The sequence below is a fragment of the Bdellovibrio sp. ArHS genome, from assembly GCF_000786105.1.
Classification (GTDB): domain Bacteria; phylum Bdellovibrionota; class Bdellovibrionia; order Bdellovibrionales; family Bdellovibrionaceae; genus Bdellovibrio.
The window spans coordinates 103810-126136 of the sequence record NZ_JTEV01000016.1 but is presented as its reverse complement, the minus strand read 5'-3'; the positions used below and the strand labels follow the sequence as shown (position 1 = coordinate 126136).

The following is a 22327-nucleotide window of genomic DNA, read 5'->3' as shown; positions in this document are numbered from 1 at the left end:
TTAGCTCTTTTTAGAAACGAAGTTTTCGAACTCATTCATCAGCTTGTCAGTTTCATCACCAGTTGCAGCAGCTTTTTCGCTGCCGTCCCCGGCTTTTTCAGCCGCTTTATCTAAGGCCTTTTGACCTTCAACGGCTGCTGCAAACTCTTTCATCAACTCATCATCAATCAAATCAGCAGAACCTGTTTCGGCAGGAGCTGCTGGAGCTTCCGGCGCCGCCACATCCACAGCTACGACAGGAGGAGGTTCCTCGGCCACAGGCTCACTGGGAACGCTTGGTTCTGCGGGTGCTTCTTCAGGCTGAACTGGTACGGGCTCTTCTTGCGGAGCCGCCGCAGTCGATGTTGCGCCCCCCGCCTTCAAAGCTTCGATTTCTTTTCTTAGGTTTTCGTTTTCTTCACGATAGCGAGATAGATCAGCAATGTCTTCGCTGATAATTTCATATTCCGCCAAACGGGCTTCAAGATCACGCAGCTTACCATCCAACTCGGCTTTTTCCGCTGCACTCAATCCGCCACTTTCCCCACCACTGGCAACCGGCGCTTGAGCCGTCGCGGCGGCTTCCGCTGCACGCAAGGCTTCTTTCAACTGCGCTTGAAGAGCTTCCACTTTCTTGGAGCTTTCACCTAATGAGGCACGCAGCTGTGCGACCTCTGCCGCAGATTCTGCAGAAGCGGCCTCACCCCCTGCGTCAGAAACAGGTGTTCGTTCCATCGCTTCTAAATCAACATCGGTGCTTAAATCATCCGTCGAAGCGGCGCGCGAGGTTTTGCTTACTCCGCCCGAGACTTGTTGATTTTCTAAAATTTTTTGTAAGGTTTTTTCCAATTGAGCCGCATCCAATCCACTATGAGATTCGGCTCCTTCCTCTTTGGATCTTTTCGCAAAAAAACTGCGATAGGCCAGGAAAAGAGACAGAAGAATCACAAGAGCAATCAAGCCCTCGATGATGAGCGTATTATAATGATCCCAGAAGGAGAGGAATTTATCCATTGTCACAGTCAAAATTGTCCCTTATCCCATCCCCTCCGTCAACCTATGTACATTCTGGAAGTCTACTGGACCTTTGAATGAAGGTAGTGATAGGGTAGCCCTTATCGAGGTGATACATGTCTCAACGCCCTTTTGACCTACTCATCCAAGGCGGAACTTGCCTGCTGCCCCACCCAACCTCTACAGGTTTGATCGAACAACAGGCCGACATCGGCATCCGTGATGGCCGCATCGAAAAAATCGCCACCTCCATCCAAGAGCCCGCGCAAAAAACCATCAAAGCTATGGGCCTTCATGTTTTACCGGGAGTCATCGACAGCCAGGTCCACTTTCGCGAGCCGGGGTTGACTCATAAAGAAGATCTGGAAACCGGAACCCGGGCAGCCATCCTCGGTGGAGTGACGAGCATCTTTGAAATGCCAAACACCAACCCAGGCACCACGACCGTCGAAGCTTTTCAAGATAAACTGAACCGCGCTAAAAACCGGGCGCATTGCAACTATGCCTTCTTCATCGGCGGCGCCCACGACAACGTCAATAACATCGCGGAACTGGAACTTTTACCTCATTGCTCCGGGATAAAAATTTTCATGGGAAGTTCCACCGGAACGCTGCTTGTGGAAGATGACGAAACCTTGGAAAGAATCCTTCGCCAGGGCCATCGCCGGGTGATTTTTCACTCCGAAGACGAGATGCGCTTGCGCGAACGCAAGCACATCGCCACGGAAATGGCTGATCCCCACTATCATCCCGTTTGGCGAGACGTGGAAACTGCGGTGAACTCGACCACCCGTCTTTTAGAACTGGCCCGCAAAACCGGTCGTAAGATTCATGTCTTGCACGTGTCGACCGGCGAAGAGATGGACCTTTTAAAAGATCAAAAAGACATCGCGACGGTCGAGGTGCTTCCACAGCATTTAACTTTGTATGCGCCTGACTGTTACGACAAACTGGGAACTTATGCGCAACAAAATCCTCCTATTCGAGAAAAGCGCCACCTGGATCGCATTTGGAAAGCCGTTTTGGACGGCACCGTTGATGTGATTGGCTCAGATCATGCGCCTCACACCAAAGAGGAAAAAGAAAAGCCTTATCCTTCCAGTCCTTCAGGAGTTCCGGGCGTTCAAACGCTTATCCCAATCATGTTGAATCACGTCAACGAAGGTCGCTTAAGTCTTTCCCGTTTTGTCGAGATGGTCACAATGAACCCCGCCCGCGTCTTTGGGGTCGTCAACAAAGGGTTCTTAAAACAGGGCTTTGATGCCGATCTGACATTGGTGGATCTAAAAAAACAAACGACCATTGATAACTCTTGGATCGCCAGTCGCTGTGGGTGGACACCCTTCCACGGGATGCCGGTGCAGGGCTGGATGACACACACGATTGTGGGTGGAAAATTGGTGATGGAAAACGACGAAGTTATTTTGCCGCATCAAGGTCAGCCCGTGAATTTTAAGGACACGCATTCATGAATCCTGCCGGAAGTCCCAAAGCGCAAGCGGCCAGCGTCTTTTTCGCAGGCCTTTTGCCCGTCATCGCGTTTACATTGATTGAAGAATATTACGGCACCATGGCGGGTCTGATTGCCGGGATGGTTTTTGGTGTCGGCGAAATTTCTTATGAACTTTATAAATACAAAAAAGTCTCGAAGATCACATGGTTCGGCAATGGGATGCTTTTTGTCTTAGGTGGCATCTCGCTGATTTCTTCTGAAGGCCTGTGGTTCAAACTTCAACCCGCCCTTATGGAAGGAATCTTTGCGCTGGCATTGTGGGGTTCCATTCTTATGGGGAAACCCCTGCTGGTGTACCTGGCAGAACAACAGGGCCACCAGTTTCCTGACTTTGTAAAAAGCAAAATGAAGGGCATCACTTTTCGCTCTGGTCTTTTCTTTGCCATTCACACAGGTCTTGCGGTCTGGGCCGCTTTGGCATGGAGCACATCGGCCTGGGCTTTACTGAAGGGTTTAGGGGTCACGATCAGCTTCGTGTTGTATCTCGTCATGGAGGGTGTTCTTTTACGCCGGGCCGTTTTAAAACAAAGATAGTATGAAATATTTAATCCTTCTGTCATTTGTGCTTTTAGCGTCAGCCTGTAGCCGCTCTGGCATCATGGTTCGGATGTTTGATGATCTGGCGACATCAAAGGCCGATGACTACTTCGAACTGACCAGCAAACAGCGTGAAGAGCTTAAAAAAGATCTGCAAAAAGACGTCGACGTTGCTCGTAAAGAGCTGCTTCCACAAATCGCCAAAAGTCTTCGCTCTTTGGAACCGCAAGTTCACAAAGACAAACCGGACGCGGAACTTCTGGCCGCACAGATGGCAGAGTTTCAAAACTATTTCAAAAAACTTTCAAGCTATTTTGGCGATACCGCCGTAAAAACCTCTTTGTCTTTGGAGCCATCGCAATTCTTTCATTTCGCCAAAGACGTGCGCGAGGACATCGAAAAAGACTCTGAAGCTAAAGCGCGGGAGAAAATAGAAAAACGCTACAAACGCTCGGTGGAATTTTGGATCGGTGGGATTTCGTCACTTCAGAAAGAGAAAATACAAAACTTCTTAAAGGCCCATCCCTTTCCGATCAAACTGGAAAAGGAAAGCAAAGAGCATGTCTTAAACCAGTTTTTGGAAGCTAAAAAGAATCAGGAAAACCTGAAAAAATTCGTGAAAGACTTCTTTACCGATTACGAATCCGTGCGACTGCCCGCTTACACGGAAGCCCTTAATGCCCACAAAAAAGCGTTTCAAAAGTTTCTTATCGACGAGTTCTGGGGCACGGTCAGCAAAAGTCAGAAAGACACCCTGAAAGAAAATCTTTCTTCCCGCGCAGAAGACCTGGAAAGTATCGCGCGCTACAACTAATACCCTGAAAACTCGGGCGTTTTTTTGTCCTTCATGGCCTGCAAAGCCGTGAAGTGATCCGCCGTGCGTTGGGTGATCCCTTGATAAGCCGCCGACACATCCAAGACCGTGTGCAGATCATTAAGATAAGCCATCTTCATCGCCTTCTTCGTCATCTGCACCGCCACAGGAGCATTTGCCGCAATCTTTTCAGCCACCTTGCGAGTTTCCGCCTCGAGCTGAGCTTCTTCGACAAAATAATTCAAAAGTCCCCAATGATAAGCCTGTTCACCCGCAATCAAATCACCGGTCAAAGACATTTGCATCGCCTTAGAAAAACCAATCACCCGCTGAAGAAAAAAAGTCCCGCCATCACCGGGGACCAGTCCGAGCTTCACAAAAGTCTCGCCAAACTTGGATTTAGCACTGCCGACACGCAGATCACACATCATCGCCAAATCACAACCAGCCCCAATCGCCGGCCCGTTCACCATGGCAATCAAAGGCGTCGAAAGCTCTTCAATGCACTTCGGAATCTGCTGAATCCCATGAATGTAACGCATACGAAGCTCATTGCTTTCCCCAGCAAACATCCCCGTCTTATTCTGCATAGCCTTCACATCGCCACCGGCACAGAAAGAAGGACCCTCACCCTGAATCACAATCACACGCACGCCAGAATCAAAATCCGCATACCGCAAAACCCGAGTCAAAGAGTCCACCATCTCCAACGAAATAGCGTTGCTCTGTTCAACATTATCCAACCTCAACCAAAGCACCGCCCCAGAAAGCGAAACCTTAAGATGCGTAAACTTCTGCAAATAGAAATCCATATTAAAAACCCCTACCCCTAAGATTGAACCAGAAGACCCACCCCCCAGCAACAACAAGAACCCCCAAAAACTAAAAAGGGAGCCAAAGGCTCCCCAAAAAAAAACGCAATAACACCAAAACCTACCAACCACCAAACAACCCCAAACTCCCTCGGTCTTTTATTCGAATGAACTTTGCATCTAGCAAAGATTTGCTGAGGGGAACTGCGACTAGGTGTGGGTCCGAAGGCTCGGCCTTAGCCGGCGCCACGATGGCGCGAACCGCGCAAAGCGCGGCGGCGATTGAGCCCGGAAGGCGTGCCGACCGAAGCGGCCCACACCTAGTCGCAGTTCCCCTCAGCAAATCCGTCGCAAGACCGCCCCAAAAACGAAAAAAGGCCCCCCGAAGGGAGCCTTTCCTACCGCCAAAATTACTGTTGGCAGAATGGTAGATCTGGTTGGATCTGGCAGATGATTTGACAGATCATTGGATCACCCAGTGGGCATTCGCCTGGCTCGCCAGGGTTGCCTGGATCAGGAAGACCGCCACCGTCATCTGGTGGAGGGTTCGGATTTGAACCGCCGGATTTAGCACCTACGTTGATGTTCAAAGTAGTCGCTGTTTTACCGTTAGCATCCGTCACAGTCACAGTTGTTGAACCGTTCGCAACAGCCGTCAAAGTTCCGTTGTTGTCGACAGTCGCAACTGAAGTGTTGGAAGAAGCGAATTTAAATGGTGACTTACCGTTAAGAACAGAAAGTGCCAAAGTCGAAGAAGGTTGGATCGTTGCTGCAGCAGGAACGACAACCATTTTCTTAGACATCACGGCTTCAACAGCTTCGTAAGCGTCAACGCGGCAGTTACATGCAGTTTCGATAGAAACTTTAGCACCTGTCGTTTGTAGAATCGCACGAACTTGCGCACCAGTTAAAGAAGGATCTTGAGCTTTCATCAAAGCCACTAGACCAGATACAAGCGGAGTCGCCATGGAAGTACCAGAAAGATTTCCGTACTTATTGTTTGGCAATGTGCTCATGATGTTTTCACCAGGAGCCGCTACGTGAACAGTCGCTGTACCGTAGTTAGACCAAGATGGTTTTGCATCAGAAGCACCGGAAGCCGCAACTGTGATAGAGTTAGGGAAACCGTTGTTTGCTGGATACATCTCAGTTTTGTCGTTGTTTTTACCATCGTTCGCCGCTGCTGCGATGAAGATAACACCTTTATCATCAGCACGTTTGATCGCCTCAAGAAGAGGAGCCGCTGTAGAACGAGGAACCGCCGCACCCCAAGATGCAGAGATAATATGCGCGCCTTTTTCGACCGCATAGTCGATAGCTTTGATCGCGTTATTCAAGTCACCAGAACCATCTTCACCCAAGAAGCGAAGTGGCATCATAGAAACTTCCGGAGCCAAACCGATGATACCACCGTCAACCAAACCAGTTGCACCTACTGCGCCCGCGCAGTGAGTACCGTGACCTGGATTTTGGAATCCTGTTTTATCCATTGGATCGGCATCGTTTTCTTTGAAGTCATAACCTGGGATCATGTTCGGAGCCAAAGATGGATGGCGGTAGTCAACACCTGTATCGATAACTGCCACGATCACATTGCGGTTCCCCTTATTACCCGCACGTTGCCAAGCTTTTTCAGCTTGAACTTTTGCGATCGCCCATTGCTCTTTTAATGCCGCAGCATCAACAGGAGCCGAGAAGGCTTTCAATTTGAAGTTCGGAACAACGTACTCAACGCCTGGTTGAGAAAGAAGACTCGCCAAAGCTTGTGCTTCGTGGCTTTTTACGATGTTCACTTTTACAAGACTTGCCGTTGCGTTGTGATCAGTCATTTGAACAGTCGCAACTTTAGACATTGTCATTGTGTTAAGCATGTTGAGCGCGCTTGTGTTCTTATATTTCACCAAGTATTCGCCAGCGAACGCCTGTGAACCGAACAACAATGCACCTAATAATAATGCACGTTTCATATTAAACCCCCTCCGTGGTAAAAAAATCATATTCAGATTTCATCCCCAAATGTTAGGAAAATCTTAAATAAATCTTAAATTTTTTGACACATTCCATCGAACATTGAACCCACGAAGGCAATTCTTAAGAATGAAGCGCACTGATTTCCAACAGCCAACTAAGGAACTCCTCAATGAATTATCTGCATGCGATCATCCTCGGTATCGTCGAAGGCATCACTGAATTTCTGCCGATTTCGTCCACGGGACACATGGTGATCGCCAGTTCGGTGATGGGCATTCATGACGATCAGTTTGTTAAGAACTTCGAAGTCATCATTCAGTTCGGCGCGATTTTGTCAGTGCTCGTGTTGTACTGGAAACGCTTCCTTCCCGACTGGAATTTCTATAAAAAACTTTTCGTCGCCTTCCTGCCGACTGGCATTATCGGGTTCTTGGTGAAAGACTTGGTCGATCAAATGTTGGGCAGCGTTCAGGTGGTCGCGTGGGCGTTGATCATCGGCGGCGGCATTTTGGTATGGTCCGATCGAATTTTTGCGCACCTCACGGCGATGGGGCGCAAAACCGATGATCTTTCCTATGGTGACTCGGTGAAGCTGGGGCTGTTTCAAGCCTTGGCCATGATCCCCGGAGTGTCGCGGTCCGCAGCCACAATCATGGGCGGATTGACGCTTGGCATGAATAAAAAGGAAGCAGCCGAATTTTCATTTTTCTTGGCCGTACCGACAATGGCCGCAGCCACGGGTTATAAATTGTTAAAGGTCTACAAAACAATTGAGGCAGGACAACTGGGAGTTTTGGCCGTGGGCTGCGTGGTGGCTTTTTTCGTCGCCATGCTGGCCATTAAGTTCTTCATTAATATAGTCGCACGATACGGTTTCCGAGGTTTTGGCTACTATCGCATCGTCCTTGGCATCATCATCCTTATTATGATTTATACCGGACACAATCTTCAGCTGACTTAGATTTGCATTCTTTGAGGTGATCCATGGAAAAGTTTCTTTTTGAACAAACCGAACTCTTCTCGCACGATCTGACCGTGGCTTTGAAAGCCACCGTCTTTGTCATTCCCAACTGGAAGTGGGGAGCTTTAGGTTTAGCTCTGGTACTCGGCTTCTTTCTTCGCCCCGTCTTTCAATTCATTTTAAAGGAATTCAAAAGACACAATCCTTTTATTAAAAAATTCCCGAAAAGCTTTTCGGCTTATTTCCTGGCTCTGCCTATCGAGCGCCCGATGGCCTGGCTTTTGGTGATCTTTTTCTGGTTTGCGATTGGTGACGCCATTGAGTTGTCGGGAAAATTCGGAACTTATTATGACCACGTTCTTAAAGGGCTGGTAGCACTTTATTTGATACGTGTGATTTACTATGCCGTCGATGCCTTAAGTACGGTCTTTATGGATATGGCCGCGAAGACGGAAAGCACCTATGATGACCAGCTTGTGCCCTTTGCCTCGCGCGCGATGAAAGTCGTCGTGGTGGTGCTCGGCGTGCTGATCGCTTTACAAAGTTTTGGCCTGAACGTGATGTCTCTACTCGCCGGTCTGGGACTGGGAGGTTTGGCTTTAGCCTTGGCAGCGCAAGACACCGCCGCCAATCTTTTTGGTTCCATCACAATTCTGGTCGATCACCCGTTTAAAATCGGCGACTGGGTGAAAGTGAAAGACATGGAAGGCACCGTGGAAGAGATCGGCTTCCGCTCAACTCGCATTCGCACCTTCTACAACTCGGTAATCACCATCCCCAATGCGATGATGGCCAAAGAAACCATCGACAACATGGGAGTTCGCCCCGCCCGCCGCATTCGTCAGATTCTGGGTCTGACCTATGAGACCACGCCCCAAAAGATTGAAGAGTTCTGTGAACATGTTCGCTACATTTTACGCCAGCACCCAGAAGTGAATCCAGACACCATCACGGTGGCCTTTAATAACTACAATGCCTCGTCACTGGATGTTCTTTTGAACTTTCATATCAATGTGTCTACCGGCGCTGAAGAACTTGCCTTGCAGCAGAAAATATTTTTAGAAATTCTAAAGATCGCGGAACAGCTAAAAGTGGATTTTGCTTACCCTACACAAACTGTGTATTACAAAAATCCTGAAAGCGCTTCGGTCTCGACATAAGCGGCTTGTGATTTTACAAGACCACTAATGCAGCGTTTCGATGCGGAGTGATATGCGCCCGTACCGAAATGCTGTTACTAATGAACGAATGCGTCCATCCGATCTTCTTCAGCACGAGCACGTCAAAACTGCGCAAAATAAAATTTTCTTCAACCTCCCCTTCTGGCTGGCTGCGGGAGCAGCTGCGGGCATCTCGGTGCTTTACAATGTTCTATTTAAAATCTGTGAAGAATGGGCTTTGCAGCATGCCAACTCTCACTTGTTACTCTTCACAGCACCTCTGGCGGTGCTAGCATCTTTTCTTATCGGGCACTTTTTTTCCAAAGAGGCCCTAGGCAGCGGCATTCCTCAAGTTCTTGCGGCCGCCGAGATGGCCCCCAGCAATCATCCATTTTTGAAAAAACTTTTAAGTATCCGCATGGTCATCGCGAAAATTATCGGCTCATGCCTTTGCATTTTCGGGGGCGGAGTCTCGGGACGTGAAGGTCCCACCTTGCAAGTTTCAGCCGCTGTGTTCTATCAGTTTTCTAAGTATTGGCCCAAAAAGTTTCCTCAACCACAGCTTCCTTCCATGATTCTTGCCGGCGGCGCTGCGGGCTTGGCCTCGGCCTTCAACACGCCTTTGGGAGGAATTGTTTTCGCCATTGAAGAGATGTCAAAAACTCATATCAGCGTGATTCGCACTGCCGTCTTTCAAGCAGTCATCATCGCCGGGATTTTGGCGCAGGTATTTTTAGGTAACTATCTTTATTTGGGTGATGCCCGATTCCAGGCATACAACTGGCACGCCCTTTATCAAACCGTGGCCATTGCCGCTATCGTCGGTGTCGTCGGAAGTTTCTTTGCGGAAAGTCTTTTTCGGGTTTCTTCCTGGCGAAACAAAAAATCCTTCTGGGTGAAAGTGCTTATTACACTGTTTTTTGGCGCCTGCCTAAGTCTGACAATTTATCTTTGTGGCCCGAGCACGGTCGGCGCGGGAAAGACCGTGATGGTTTCCATTTTAGATCACCCATTAAATCCGACGGAAGCCAGCTTGCCGATCGGTCGAATTTTGGGAAACTTTTTTACCTACGTCGGCGGCGTGATTGGCGGCGTGTTTGCTCCGGCTCTTGCCAGCGGCGCCACCTTAGGTCAGTTTCTGGCGCAGAGTTTTGGGTTTGAATACGTCAAGCTGATGATTATGGTGGGGATGGTTGCCTTTTTAACGGGAATCACGCGCACGCCATTTACTTCTTTTGTTTTAGTTTTGGAAATGAGCGATTCGCACGAAATTATATTGTATCTGATGCTGTCGTCATTGGTTGCAAATGTCATGGCTCGTCTGGTGAATTCGACGTCATTTTATGAGCAAGTGGCGCATAATCTTATACGCCAAAATGCCCCTGAACTTTTAGAGAAAAAACACTGATTATTTCTTGCAGACACGGGTCCATCGGCCCGTGAGCTTCAATGTAGCTTGCGAAGGAATGACGTTATAGGTGCCTTCCGCCTCGCCACTTAAATCATAACTTTTCGCTGTGACTTTGCCGCGCAAAGTCCCTTTGGCATTGAATTCACTTTTCTGACAGCTTAAGGAAGCTTGAAGCTGCATGCCCTTTAACTGCCAGTGATTTAACTGACAGTCGTTCTTCTTAAGTTCCTTGGTAATGGTCTCTTTGAGATTCTTTGTTTGGGTGCTGGAAATACACTCTTCATTTTCAGCTGGAGGCAGGGGAATCCCATTTAAGATCAGCACACTCTTAGTCTTCCATAGTCCCGGCTCAAGCTTTTGCGCTTGCGCAAAAGACGTAAGAAACACCGTCAGGATGATTGCGTATTTCATGAAAGGCACCTTCTCGTTTTATTTTTTGCCAGTCGCGGCGGCGGCAGGTCCGGGGGCTCCACCACGAACTGAATTGCTTTCGAAATCCCCAGAAGCGCTCACACAGGCTTCCAAGGCGGCGTTCAAAGCACGCATCCCCTCCATCGAACCGGAAAAGTTTTGGGCTGTTTTTTCCAATTCGGAAGCAGAGTTTGCTGAATTTAAATCCGTGATGTTCCAAAGCTTGTTTCCGGTCGCTTCTTTGATTTGCGCTTTTAAGCGGTCGGTGTCCTGATCAATGACATCCTTCTGACGCTTTTCAAGCTGTGAAGACTGATTCCCGAAGGCCAACGCCATCTTGGCATAACTATCCAGAAAGCTTGCGCATTGTTCGGCCTTTTTCTGAGTTTCTTTTACCCCCCCCGCCTTCGTCGAAATCATGTTGTTTTTATCGGCTTCCTTGAAATAGGAATCCATCAAGCGCTCGCAGGCCCGGCGAGTCGCCGTCACACACTTTAATTCATTCTTCGAGGGATTGGCCCACGACCCGTCCGCGGCATGACCATAACAAATGGTCGAAGCGCGCAGTTTGTCTTTATAAAAACTAGAGGTGCGGGCATAGACCGAAGACTTTCCTTTTTCCTTTCCATTCGTCAGAAGCGTTTCAGAGATCGTCAACACCTCAGAGCCCTCAATGTCTTCAGTGCCCCACTTCATACTGTATTGATTATTGCCTTCTTTACTTTTGACCCATTTTTCCGTGTTGTTGAAATTTGTTCCGGCCGAGTTAGCGCGGATCTTAGAGCCGTCAAAACTAAAATCTCCCCAGTAGTATTTTTTTAACATCGAAGGATTTTCAAAGGCCTGGGCGGCAGAGGATAAACACACGATCGACAGAAGGGTCATTAGTTTCACAAAAGGGCTCCGGTTAAATGTTCAGGATTCTTTTATGTTAGCATCAAAGTATGGATGAGCACTAAGACAGTAAAAAATTGCCGGACTTAGGAAGAGCTGTGCCGGAGCCCTAGACGAAGAAACCGCAGCGGAGAGCTGCGGTTTCTTTTAAGGTTCTTTTATTTCTTTTTCTTTTTCGAAGACAATCCAGATTCAGCGCGGATTTTTGCGGCCTCTAGCTTCATCTTCTCTGCTTCCGCTTCGGCCTTGCCGGTATCCAGTTTAATTTTAGCCTCTTCGGCTTTGTTTTGCGCGACTTCCATTTGTTGCTCAAGTTTTTCTCTTTCTGTTTTAGCTTTTTCAGCTTCATCGCGCAGGCGTTTTAAATCTGCATCCGCCCGCAGGGTTTCCGCTTCGCTTTCAGCAATCACCTTTTTTGCTCGGGCGATTTCCAAACTGGCTGTCGCCTGTTCTTTCTTCAAGTTGTTGCGATTGCCTTCCAGCTCCTGCCGAGCCTTGGCGGCGGCCTGCTTGGCCTTTTCTTCCTGAGCTTTAATCTCGCTCACCTTTTTACGCTCAGAGTCCGCCTGTTGATTGGCTTCTTTAGAAGCTGCTACCGCCGACTTCAATTCACCTTCGACTTTTTCAATCATCGCTTTGGCTTGCTCTTCTTGCACCTTTAGACGCGCGATTTCGGCTTCGGCTTTGGCTTTATCCGCTTCCGCCCTGGCGATTTCCTGTTTCGCCTTAGCTTCACGAGCTTTCGCTTCCGCCACCGCTTTTTGCGTCAACAATTTGGCTTTTGAAAGATTTTGTTCTGCTTTATTAGCGTCCGCTTTTGCGATTTCAGCTTCTTTGCTGGCTTGCTGACCTGCCTCTGTGGCGGCTTGGGCCTGCTTTTCTTGATCCTTCGCCTGATCTCTGAGCTCGTCGGCTCTGGCTTCCGCTTGTTTTCGTTTCGCCACAGCTTCGTCACGAACTTGCGTGGCCTTTTTGGTTTTTTCCTGGGCCGCTTTTATGCGCGCCTCAGCTAAAGCCTGCTCTTTTTCCGCCGTGCTTTTTTGCCGTTCATTGTCTGCCGTTTCAGCTTTGAGTTTTGCGGATTCTCTTTCGGACTCAGCCTGTTCTTTTTTTGATTCGTTTTCTAAAGCACGGGCCTTATTGATTGCGGACTGGGCCTCTGAACGAGCCTTGTCGCGACGGCGACGGTCTTCTTCAGCACGCTTTTTTGCTTCATTCGCTTCGGCTTTAGCGGCTTCGGCGTCGGCGGTCGCTTCTTCAGCTTCGATTTGTGTACTATCAGCTTGTGCGAACGCGTGTTGCGGTAAGCCTTGAGTCATCAACGCTGCCAAAAGAAGTAGACCAAGAGGTTTCAACTGCATGGGAGTCTCCTTACGATGTTTAACAGCAATAAGGATATAGAAATTTTGGGCAAAAAAAAAGCGACCAGGATTGGGGGGGGAGGGTCCTGGCCGCCATGGGGGGTTGACTTGTACTAAAGCAACGGTGGTGCCACGACTAGATCCTGGTCAAAATAAATAAAATGCGCTTTAAGACCGAGGCTGCTGCCTAGTCTTTAGACGATAACTGACAATTGCGGGCGCTTGTTTGCGACTCATTCTTGGCTTTGGCTGAGTAAAAATATTTGCAAAAAAATCAACGAAGTGTCTCGACTTTAGACGGTCGTTTCAGACTGAGATGGATTTTGCGGGGATGTTCAGCTGTTAAAAATCCGTCACTCAGATATTTCTTAAAGCTTCCGATATATTATGTATGGTCACACTTCGGAACGTCTCTTTTATCGTGCTGTCCATATTCGCGGGAATTTTATCCAGCACCGGCCATGCATCGCCGCAAAGTCTGAGCTATCAAGGGCGAATTTTAAAAATCGACGGTTCACCGTTAGAGTATAACAACGTCAGTTTTCTTTTCGAAATCACTTCATCAGATGGAAGCTGCGTTCTTTATCGCGAACAAAAAGATGGCGTGAACATGCAAAACTCCAGTGGCGTTTTCGATGTTCCCATTGGCACCGGCACTCGCCTTTTCCCCACATCTCCCGTTTTCGAACTTTCTGACGTCTTCGTCAACGGCAAATCCCATAGCTGCTATGGCAGTGGCAGTTGGAGTGCCAGCAATTCATCTGAAAGACAATTGAAAGTTCAATTCCACGACGGCAATGGCTGGAAGGTTATTTCACCAGCCAACATGATCCGCTCCGTACCCTTTTCTTACACCTCTTACAGCGCCCAAAAAATTGTCGACAAAACCTTGAATGATCTTTTGCTTAAAGACGCGACCCCGTCTACGGCCTGTCTTTCCGGCGAAGTTCTTAGTTGGACTGGAACTCAGTTCGTATGTGTCACCGATGCTGGGGGCTCCGGCGTTATATCCGATGTCACTGGTGGCGCGGGTATTTCCGTCACCGGCACATCGACAAAAAATATCGCGCTTGGCAATACGACCGTGACGGCCGGAAGCTACGGATCGACAACGCAAGTTCCCGTCTTCACCGTGGACGCTCAGGGCCGTCTGACTGCGGCGAGTGCACAAACCATTTCCGGAGTTTCTCCTGGCGGAGCAGCAGGTGGCGACCTTTCAGGTTCTTACCCTAATCCCTCGGTCGTCAAAATCGCTGGAAAAAATCTGATGATTTCGACGCCAACAAATGGTCACTTCTTAAAGTATGACGGCAGCCAATGGATCAACACGGCTTTGTCATCAGCCGACTTAACGGACGCAGGAGCTCTTTTAAAATCTTCGCAAATGCCAGCGACCTGTGCGGTGAACCAGACTCTGACTTTCGTGTCGCCGAGTGGTTCGTGGACCTGTAGCAATATCGGACTTAATTGGTCGCAGATCACCGCAGGAAAACCCACAACTCTTGGAGGTTACGGAATCACTGACAAACTTATCGGTAATGCCGGTACTGACACAGCTACAGATGTGGTTTCGTTGCAGTCGGGACTGAACTCTTCCAAGCCGGTCGCGGGTTCGGCGGGAAGAATTTATATTTCTACCGACAGTAAAGAAATTTATCGCGACAATGGCAGCACCTGGGTGCGCATCGCCACAGAATCCGGCACCAACGCAGCGACCTTAACCGGAGTGACCGCAAGCACGGGCCTGTCGGGGGGCGGAACCTCTGGTACCGTCAGTCTTGGTCTGACCAACACGGCAGTTACCGCTGGCACCTATGGTTCGGCCACGCAAGTTCCCACCTTCTCTGTCGATGCCCAAGGTCGTTTGACGACGGCAGCGAATGTGACAATCTCTGGTGTCGCTCCAGCGGGAAGCGCCGGTGGCGACCTTTCCGGAAGCTATCCCAATCCCACAGTGGCCAAACTTCAATCCACAAATATTTCAGCAACAGGCCCCTCTTCTGTCGGACAAGCTCTGCGCTATCAAGGTGGTCAATGGACACCCGCCTTTTTGAACATCGGTGATCTGCGGGCTACGATCACACCTTTCGGTGGCGTGTTTGCCAACTCGGCTTGCACCGCAGATCAATCCCTCTACTATGAATCCTCTTCAGATACTTTTAAGTGTCAAAACATCGCGATGGCCGCTTCACAAATTACTAGCGGTCAAATTGCCGCCGCCCGTCTGCCTGCGAGTGCGACTTATTGGCAAGATGGGGGTTCAGGGAAAATCGTCTATAGTAGCGGTGCGGTCTCGGTCGCGGGACAAATCGAATCCACGGTCGGAGGTATCAAATTCCCCGATGGTAGCACTTTGGCTTCCGCGAATGGCATCACGGCGGGTGGCAGTGCCTTCATCGGCTCTGCAAAAACAATTTCCTCCGCAAATTGCACCTGGAGTTTGGATAGCACCACGTTTGCAACTTTGAATACGGCCAACGCAAACTGTAATGCTCCCGTTCTTGACGGCTCGGCCTTGGCCCCCAGTGAAGGAAAAATTCCCGCAGTTCGTTTCGCCAATCTTAAAGCTGGCCGCTATGTGGTTTACGCGTATGGTTCTTTTTATTCAAATACGGGAAGCTGCTTCTTCCGGATTACCGATGGCACCCAAGTCTCCGAAGTCGCTAATACACATTCGCTGACCACAGATCGCACAAGCCAGCTTGTCGGCGAGTTCAATTACACCGTCGACCAATCCGTCATTACTTATAAAATCGAGATTCGCAGATGGACCGGCTCTGGCGCGTGCGCCATCAGCAATGCCGTGGACTACGGGGCGGGACAAACTTTCAAAATAAGTCTTTACCGCATGGAAAAACCTGCAGAGTCCTCTGACAACCTCGGAAATCATGTCGCAACAAGCAACCTAGTTTTGGGCAATCACTTTCTTTCCGGAGATGGCTCAAACACGGGTCTCGGCATTGCGGCATCAGGGAATGTAGGTGTCGGCACCAACACACCTGTCACGACTTTGGATGCTCGCGGTGAGGTGCGTATCGGCAACACCGGTGCCAGCTGTGGCGCCATGATAGAAGGCGCCACCCGCTATAACAGTGCAACTAAAAAATTGGAATTCTGTGACGGCAGCACTTGGCGCCCGGTGAGCTCCACTACACGACGTACTGTTTGCACTTATGATAACGCCTCTTACAGCACGCAAGTGAATGGCCAAAATTTGATTAATTGGAGTGCAGGCCAATGTGACAACGGATACCCCAGTTCGGGATGCATCGGCTATTTGTCAAAAGCCGTAGCCTGCGGTTCCGACAGTGACTGGGCCGCTTTGGGACCGAATGAAACTCCCTACAACGGTGGCGTTGCCGTTGGCGCCAACGGAGGAATCTCTTGGTCGATGGCGACCCCCTGTAATGGAGTGTGGGTTCGCGCTGTTTACGAATGTTCGAATTAAGAAGCTCTGTTTTTTAAAGCCGCTTTTTTAAAAATTGAAGGAATGTATGAAGACCCTTTGGAACGTATTTCATCTTCTGCTGTTCTTGATACTGAGTTTCTCATGCCACGTAGCGATGTCGTCGCCGCAAAGCCTGAGTTATCAGGGGCGCATTTTAAAATCTGACGGAAGTCCTTTGGATTTCAATAATGTCAGTTTTCTATTTGAAATCACCTCTTCCGACGGAACCTGCGTTCTTTATCGCGAGCAAAAAGACGCCGTGAACATGCAAAACTCTAACGGAGTTTTTGATGTATCTATCGGAAATGGCAGTCGCCTGTTTCCTACCGGTCCCGTTTTTTCTTTATCTGATGTCTTTGTCAACGGAGTGTCGCACGCGTGTGCTGGCAGTGGTTCCTGGATGGCCGCAAGTATTGCCGATCGACAACTGAAAGTTCAGTTCCATGACGGCTCTGGCTGGAGAATTATTAGTCCCGCCAACGTCATTCGCTCGGTGCCGTTTTCATACACGGCCTATAGCGCGCAAAAAATCGCGGATAAAACTTTAAACGACCTATTGCTAAAAAATGCCGTCCCTGGCACGGCATGTGCCGCTGGCCAAGTGATCAGCTGGGATGGAAATAGCTTCACCTGCGTGACCGATGCCGGGGGCGCTGGCGTTATCACCGACATTCTTGCCGGCACGGGGATCAGTGCCACGGGCACGGATTCAAAAACGGTATCGTTGACAAACACGACGGTGACTCCGGGGGCTTACGGATCCGCGACACAAGTTCCGGCCATCACTGTCGATGCGCAAGGGCGTTTAACAAATGCTTCTTCGGTGAGTATTTCGGGAGTCACCCCTGGTGGCTTCGCGAGCGGAGATCTCAGCGGCAGCTATCCTGCGCCCACAGTTCAGAAAATTCAGGGCACCTCGGTGTCATCCACTACCCCGAGCGCGGTGGGACAAGTGCTGCGCTATCAAACATCGCAATGGACACCAGCATTTTTAGGATTAGCCGACATCAAATCGATCGTTTCCCCTTTTGGTGGCGCGTTTGCCAGCGCGACATGTTCCGCTGCAGAGTCTCTTTACTATCAGTCTGCGACCGACACCTTTAAATGTCAGAGCCTCAGTATCGATGCCAGCCAGATCACTGCGGGAGTCATTGACAGTGCTAGGCTCCCCGCTAGCGCGATGTTGTGGCAAGATGCCGGAACGGGAAGAATTCACTATGACGCGGGCAATGTAGGTATCGGCACAGCCTCGCCAAGTTACAAGCTCGATGTCAGTGGAGAGGCAAATGCACAAAAAATTTGTATCGCGGGAGATTGCCGATCTTCCTGGCCCGCCGCGGGAAGCGCATCGACCACTCCTTTGGTCAGTCGTCTTGAAGCCAGCGACATTTCAACGGGCGCCTACCCCGCGACAACTGAGTTTTCACCTGATCTAAATATCGCGACCTTGAACACGTTGGGCGGCGCCAACCTGGCGGCAGATCGAGTCGACATTCCCTCAGATGGAGTTTACCTGCTGGAAGCACAAGCCACCTTCTGCCCGCAGACAACGCATTATTCTGTCGTAAAAATCAACGTCAATGGAGCCTTCGCGCAAAGCTCCACTATGCCCATCGCGCAAGGATGCCAAACCACAACGACGTCAATCACAAAAAGTCTCACCGTCGGGGACAAAGTGACGATGACACTTTATGACTCCCAGAACGGTCCAACGGGCGGACTTCATCGAATTGCTCTGACAGTGATCAAACTCAACTCTGCAGGCACCACAGTCTTAGGGGACGCCGACGGAAATACCAAGATAGAGGTGGAGCGTTCTACAAATGATGACACCCTTCGTTTGGTTACGGCAGGCACTGACCGAATGACCGTACTCAGCAACGGCAAGGTGGGAATTGGCACTGCCACGCCAGCCGCTGCCTTGGATGTGAATGGAGCTGTTAAACTAGGTACTGCCATTTCGTGTGATGCGACCGCGGAAGGCAGTATGCGCTATAACTCGACAAGAAAGCTGATGGAATTTTGTAACGGCTCAGAATGGGCTTTACTAAATCCTCCTCAGCCTACCGTTTTCCATCGCCTGATGAATGCGAAGTGGATCTGTGATAATGGCGTGCATAGCCTAACACCGACCTATACCGCCGATCGCTGCGACTACACTGTCATCAGCACCGGCCAAAAACTGACGCAGATTCCACTCACAACAGCAGGTCAGCTTTCTGCTACGGGAACCTATCACTTAAAAATTCGCTATCATCAAGGTATTCTGACTGCGGACAATGACATCGCCATAGGAATTTCTGATGGCACCACCGTGGTGGTTTTTCAACGCTATGACTCCGCCAACAACATGCTGGGCTTATGGAATACAACGACAGAAACCGCCACCTACGGCTTTCCGGCAACGGGGCACAGTAACAATCCCACCACATCCTCGAACTGGGAAACACTGCATATGGATCTGATTCTTAAAAACGGCAACATCTGGGCCAGCACTAAAGTCGAGGGCAACGTAACACCGGCCCGCGGATTTATGCCGACGGCTCTTAATCTTAACAATGCCTTAAAACTTATATTTTGGGGCAATGACATCAATGAGTCTTATGGCATTTACTCAATCGAAGTTTCCATCGTCCGCGATGAATAATGCGGAATAATTCCCGTCTTAGGTCAGGCACGGACTCGACAGGATTCAGACGCTTTTCTATTCTAAAAAAATGAATCTATGCAAAACCAGAAAGCTCGTTGCTTTGGCGCTTATCGCTTGGGGCCTGCCGGCGTCAGCTCTGCACATCATGATTGATCCCGGCCATGGCGGCGTCGACACCGGCGCAGTTCATGGTCCGGCCAAAGAAGCTGATTTGGTCTTGAAGGTTGCGCAAAGACTTAAAAGCCATCTTGAAAAAAACACCGCTTTCAAAGTCAGCATCACTCGCAATAACGATCGTAACTTAAGCTTACCGTCGCGAGTTAAAATGGCGGAAGACGCCAAGGCTGATCTATTCGTCAGCCTGCACGCGAACGCGGCCTCTGATCAACGCGCCAAAGGCGTTGAATTCTTTTTCCAAAACAATCTTCCTCCGGATGAAGAAAGTCTTTTCCTGGCAAGTCAGGAAAATCAGATGGTTCTGAACAGCAAAGAACTGCACAGTATTTCCGGCGGAGACGAACTTTCCAAAAAAGGCGACGTCGCCGCCATCGTCGAGGACTTGCAACGTCAGAACCGCATGGAAAGCAGTCTGCATTTAACGAAAACTCTGACGCAAGTGTGGAACTCCGACAGCAGCGCTACACACGCGACCATCAAGCAGGCCCCCTTCTATGTCATTTCAAAAACATCGATGCCTTCCGTTTTGATTGAGATCGGATTTTTGACGAATCCTCGTGAAGCAAAAAGGCTTTTGACCTCGGAATATCAGAGCGATCTTGCGCAAAAAATCTACAGCGCCCTGCTCTCTTACAAAGAAAAGATGGACAATCGCACAGCGAAGACATTAGATTAGCCCCATTCCCACCTGGAGGTTATTCATGCGCGCCGACGGCCGTCTTTTTGATCAATTAAGACAAGTTAAAATCACTCCTCATGTCTCTGAATATGCCGAAGGCTCTTGCATTGTCGAGTTTGGAAAAACCAAAGTTCTTTGCACCGCCACTTACGAATCCAAAGCTCCGCAATGGCTGATGGGAACCGGCGCTGGCTGGGTGACCGCAGAATATGGAATGTTGCCCCGCTCGACCCACACGCGCATCAAGCGTGAAAAATCCATGACGGGCGGACGCACACAAGAAATCTCTCGTCTGATCGGCCGTTCTTTGCGCGCGGCTGTAGATTTAAAACTTCTGGGTGAAAAACAGATCATCGTCGACTGTGACGTTTTAAATGCTGACGGCGGAACACGCACAGCTTCTGTCACCGGCGGCTTTGTCGCGCTGGCTTTGGCTTGTAAAAAGCTAGTGGACGTCAGCGAGATTAAAACTTTTCCTTTGATCAATTATGTCTCGGCGATCAGTGTGGGACTTCATAACAACAATGTTTTTCTGGATCTGAATTACGATGAAGATTCGGCCATTGGCACGGACATGAACTTCGTGATGACTGACAAAGGTCACTTCGTCGAAGTTCAGGGCACCGCCGAACACACACCCTTTTCGCGCGAGCAACTTTTTACAATGATGGATGTGGCGGAAAAAGGCTGTCGTGAACTTTTCATTCACCAAGCTTCTGTCGTAAATGAAATCTACCGCTTGGCAGGACGATAAAATGGAACTGTGGATTGCGACTGGCAATAAGGGAAAATTGGCCGAATACAAACAGCTTCTGCGCGAAATCGCGGAACTAAAGATTTTTTCACAGGGTGATATCCCCTCTTTCACTCCCCGTCCTGAAGACGGAAAAACTTTTGAGGACAATGCACGCATCAAAGCCAAAACTTTGCGCGCGGTGAAAAACAATGTGTGGGTGCTTGGGGAAGACGCGGGCCTTGTGGTTGAGGGCTTGAACGGACTTCCGGGAATTCACTCGGCACGATACGCGGGCCCCAAAGCTTCGGACAGCGAAAATGTGGCAAAGCTTTTAAAAATGATCACTTTAAAGCCCATGCCTAATAAAAATGCCAAATTCGTATGTACAACGGTCGTTTATACACCGACAGGCGAAGAATGGATTTTCACAGGCGAAATGAAGGGCACCATCGCAGCAAAACCTGCGGGACTGCATGGCTTTGGCTATGACCCCGTTTTTATTCCCGAAGGCCAGACGCAGACTTTGGCGGAACTGGGCGCGGGGTTTAAAGCGCAGCACTCGCACCGGGCTCAGGCGACAAAAGCTTTCTTAGAGCGCCTACAAAAGATGTAACCTTTCCGACTAGTCGGTGAAGGTTGCCGCCCTCGCGAAAGCCCCCTTCACCCTGGCTTGCGCCTTCGAACTCCGTAATTTTTTCCATCTCATCCCTCTGACGCTTCGATGCCGATTTTATCAGCATAATTAAATGCGCTTTCAGAGGGAAAATCCTTTTGCCTTCTGCGAAAAAGTGGACAACCCCCCGGGCCTTTGCTACCGTTCTGAAAACCATTTAACACTCAGGAGACTACGAGTGATGAAGGGCCTAAAAATCTTTACCGCCAATGCCAATCCGACCCTGGCAAAAAAGGTGGCCGAAGCTGCTGGAGTAGAGCTCGGTTACTGTGAAGTCAGCACCTTTGCCGATGGGGAAATCCAAGTCGAAATTCACGAAAGCGTACGGGGACAACATGTATTCGTTGTCCAAAGTACCTGCCCACCCGTGAATCAGAACTACATGGAGCTGTTCGTGATGCTCGATGCTTTACGCCGAGCCTCTGCCGCCTCCATCACCGCCGTCATCCCGTATTATGGGTATGCCCGCCAGGACCGCAAGGTCGCCCCGCGCGCTCCCATTTCGGCGAAACTGATGGCTGATCTGATTACCACCGCCGGCGCGGACCGGGTTGTTTCCGTCGACTTGCATGCGGCCCAGATTCAGGGCTTCTTTAACGTTCCTGTGGACCACTTGTTCGCCATTCCGACTTTGGCTCGCGCCTGGAGAGACGCCTACGGCCAAGGGACCGAGTTTGTCGCAGTGAGTCCAGATGCCGGCGGGGTCGAAAGAACCCGCGCCTTCGCAAAACGCATCGAATCCTCGATGGCGATCATTGATAAACGCCGTTCCGGCCCTAATGAGGCCAAAGCCCTGCATCTTATCGGGGACGTCACTGGCAAAACGGCCGTTATCGTGGACGATATGATTGATACGGCTGGAACTCTTACACAAGCAGTTGACAGCCTTCTGAAAAATGGGGCAAAACGTGTGTTCGCCGTTGCTACACACCCCGTTTTATCGGGTCCCGCGATCAATCGTTTGAAAGAAAGCCCTATTGAAAAAGTATGGGTTACTGACACGATCCCGCTGTCTGAAGCGGCGAAAAACTGTGGAAAAATTGAAGTGGTCTCAGTTGCACCGGTTTTAGCGGAAGCAATTAAGAGAATTCACGGCAACGACTCCGTCAGTTCTTTGTTTGATTAG

The 22327-nt window shown here is 49.6% G+C and carries 18 protein-coding genes; 12 read left to right on the top strand and 6 right to left on the bottom strand.

Annotated elements, in window-relative coordinates; genetic code table 11:
* Entirely contained in the window at positions 1-993 is a 993-nt protein-coding gene (locus tag OM95_RS09435; RefSeq protein WP_291515991.1) for a hypothetical protein, read from the bottom strand.
* A 116-nt stretch (positions 994-1109) separates the two neighbouring features.
* On the opposite strand from OM95_RS09435, the gene OM95_RS09430 reads away from it, so the two are divergent.
* From OM95_RS09430 to OM95_RS09420, 3 genes are read left to right on the top strand one after another with little or no spacing between them, the layout of a single operon-like run.
* Positions 1110-2465 (top strand): dihydroorotase, encoded by a 1356-nt coding sequence (locus tag OM95_RS09430; protein ID WP_041873002.1) that lies wholly within the window; start codon positions 1110-1112, stop codon positions 2463-2465.
* Entirely contained in the window at positions 2462-3040 is a 579-nt protein-coding gene (locus OM95_RS09425; RefSeq protein ID WP_041873000.1) for a septation protein IspZ, read from the top strand. Before OM95_RS09430 ends, OM95_RS09425 begins: the two co-directional genes overlap by 4 nt.
* A 1-nt stretch (position 3041) precedes the next feature.
* Entirely contained in the window at positions 3042-3857 is an 816-nt protein-coding gene (locus tag OM95_RS09420; protein ID WP_041872997.1) for a DUF6279 family lipoprotein, read from the top strand.
* On the opposite strand, the gene OM95_RS09415 is transcribed toward OM95_RS09420, so the two are convergent.
* Both OM95_RS09415 and OM95_RS09410 read right to left on the bottom strand, forming a co-directional pair.
* Positions 3854-4669, bottom strand: coding sequence for an enoyl-CoA hydratase-related protein (locus OM95_RS09415; RefSeq protein ID WP_041872995.1), 816 nt, complete (start codon positions 4667-4669; stop codon positions 3854-3856). The genes OM95_RS09420 and OM95_RS09415 overlap by 4 nt on opposite strands.
* Before the next feature lie 410 nt (positions 4670-5079).
* Entirely contained in the window at positions 5080-6636 is a 1557-nt protein-coding gene (locus OM95_RS09410; protein ID WP_041872992.1) for a S8 family serine peptidase, read from the bottom strand.
* A gap of 173 nt (positions 6637-6809) precedes the next feature.
* On the opposite strand from OM95_RS09410, the gene OM95_RS09405 reads away from it, so the two are divergent.
* The 3 genes from OM95_RS09405 (at position 6810) to OM95_RS09395 (ending at position 10169) form a co-directional block, all read left to right on the top strand.
* Positions 6810-7601 carry an undecaprenyl-diphosphate phosphatase gene (locus tag OM95_RS09405; protein WP_041872990.1) on the top strand — a complete coding sequence of 264 codons (792 nt, stop codon included), beginning with the start codon at positions 6810-6812 and terminating at the stop codon, positions 7599-7601.
* A 23-nt stretch (positions 7602-7624) separates the two neighbouring features.
* Positions 7625-8761: a mechanosensitive ion channel family protein gene (locus OM95_RS09400; protein WP_041872987.1), complete on the top strand. Its 1137-nt coding sequence runs from the start codon at positions 7625-7627 to the stop codon at positions 8759-8761.
* Between the two features lie 88 nt (positions 8762-8849).
* Positions 8850-10169: a chloride channel protein gene (locus OM95_RS09395; RefSeq protein ID WP_291515989.1), complete on the top strand. Its 1320-nt coding sequence runs from the start codon at positions 8850-8852 to the stop codon at positions 10167-10169.
* Here the strand turns inward: OM95_RS09395 and OM95_RS09390 are convergent, their stop codons facing one another.
* The 3 genes from OM95_RS09390 to OM95_RS09380 form a co-directional block, all read right to left on the bottom strand.
* Positions 10170-10583 carry a DUF3617 family protein gene (locus OM95_RS09390; protein WP_041872985.1) on the bottom strand — a complete coding sequence of 138 codons (414 nt, stop codon included), beginning with the start codon at positions 10581-10583 and terminating at the stop codon, positions 10170-10172. It lies immediately after the preceding gene.
* Between the two features lie 18 nt (positions 10584-10601).
* On the bottom strand, positions 10602-11477 hold the full coding sequence (locus OM95_RS09385) for a hypothetical protein (RefSeq protein WP_041872983.1): 876 nt from the start codon (positions 11475-11477) through the stop codon (positions 10602-10604).
* 158 nt (positions 11478-11635) lie between these two features.
* A complete protein-coding gene (locus OM95_RS09380; RefSeq protein WP_041872980.1) occupies positions 11636-12838 on the bottom strand; it encodes a hypothetical protein in 1203 nt (400 codons plus the stop codon).
* A gap of 391 nt (positions 12839-13229) precedes the next feature.
* On the opposite strand from OM95_RS09380, the gene OM95_RS09375 reads away from it, so the two are divergent.
* The 6 genes from OM95_RS09375 (at position 13230) to OM95_RS09350 (ending at position 22327) form a co-directional block, all read left to right on the top strand.
* The gene (locus OM95_RS09375; protein WP_041872978.1) at positions 13230-16286 is read left to right on the top strand and encodes a hypothetical protein; all 3057 of its coding nucleotides are present in this window, start codon (positions 13230-13232) and stop codon (positions 16284-16286) included.
* 46 nt (positions 16287-16332) lie between these two features.
* A complete protein-coding gene (locus OM95_RS09370) occupies positions 16333-18933 on the top strand; it encodes a hypothetical protein (protein ID WP_041872975.1) in 2601 nt (866 codons plus the stop codon).
* Positions 18934-19003: 70 nt separating this feature from the next.
* The gene (locus tag OM95_RS09365; protein WP_041872973.1) at positions 19004-19789 is read left to right on the top strand and encodes an N-acetylmuramoyl-L-alanine amidase; all 786 of its coding nucleotides are present in this window, start codon (positions 19004-19006) and stop codon (positions 19787-19789) included.
* Positions 19790-19814: 25 nt separating this feature from the next.
* Positions 19815-20546 carry a ribonuclease PH gene (gene rph, locus OM95_RS09360; RefSeq protein ID WP_041872971.1) on the top strand — a complete coding sequence of 244 codons (732 nt, stop codon included), beginning with the start codon at positions 19815-19817 and terminating at the stop codon, positions 20544-20546.
* 1 nt (position 20547) lies between these two features.
* The gene (rdgB, locus tag OM95_RS09355) at positions 20548-21141 is read left to right on the top strand and encodes an RdgB/HAM1 family non-canonical purine NTP pyrophosphatase (RefSeq protein WP_041872968.1); all 594 of its coding nucleotides are present in this window, start codon (positions 20548-20550) and stop codon (positions 21139-21141) included.
* Positions 21142-21379: 238 nt separating this feature from the next.
* The gene (locus OM95_RS09350; protein WP_041872965.1) at positions 21380-22327 is read left to right on the top strand and encodes a ribose-phosphate pyrophosphokinase; all 948 of its coding nucleotides are present in this window, start codon (positions 21380-21382) and stop codon (positions 22325-22327) included.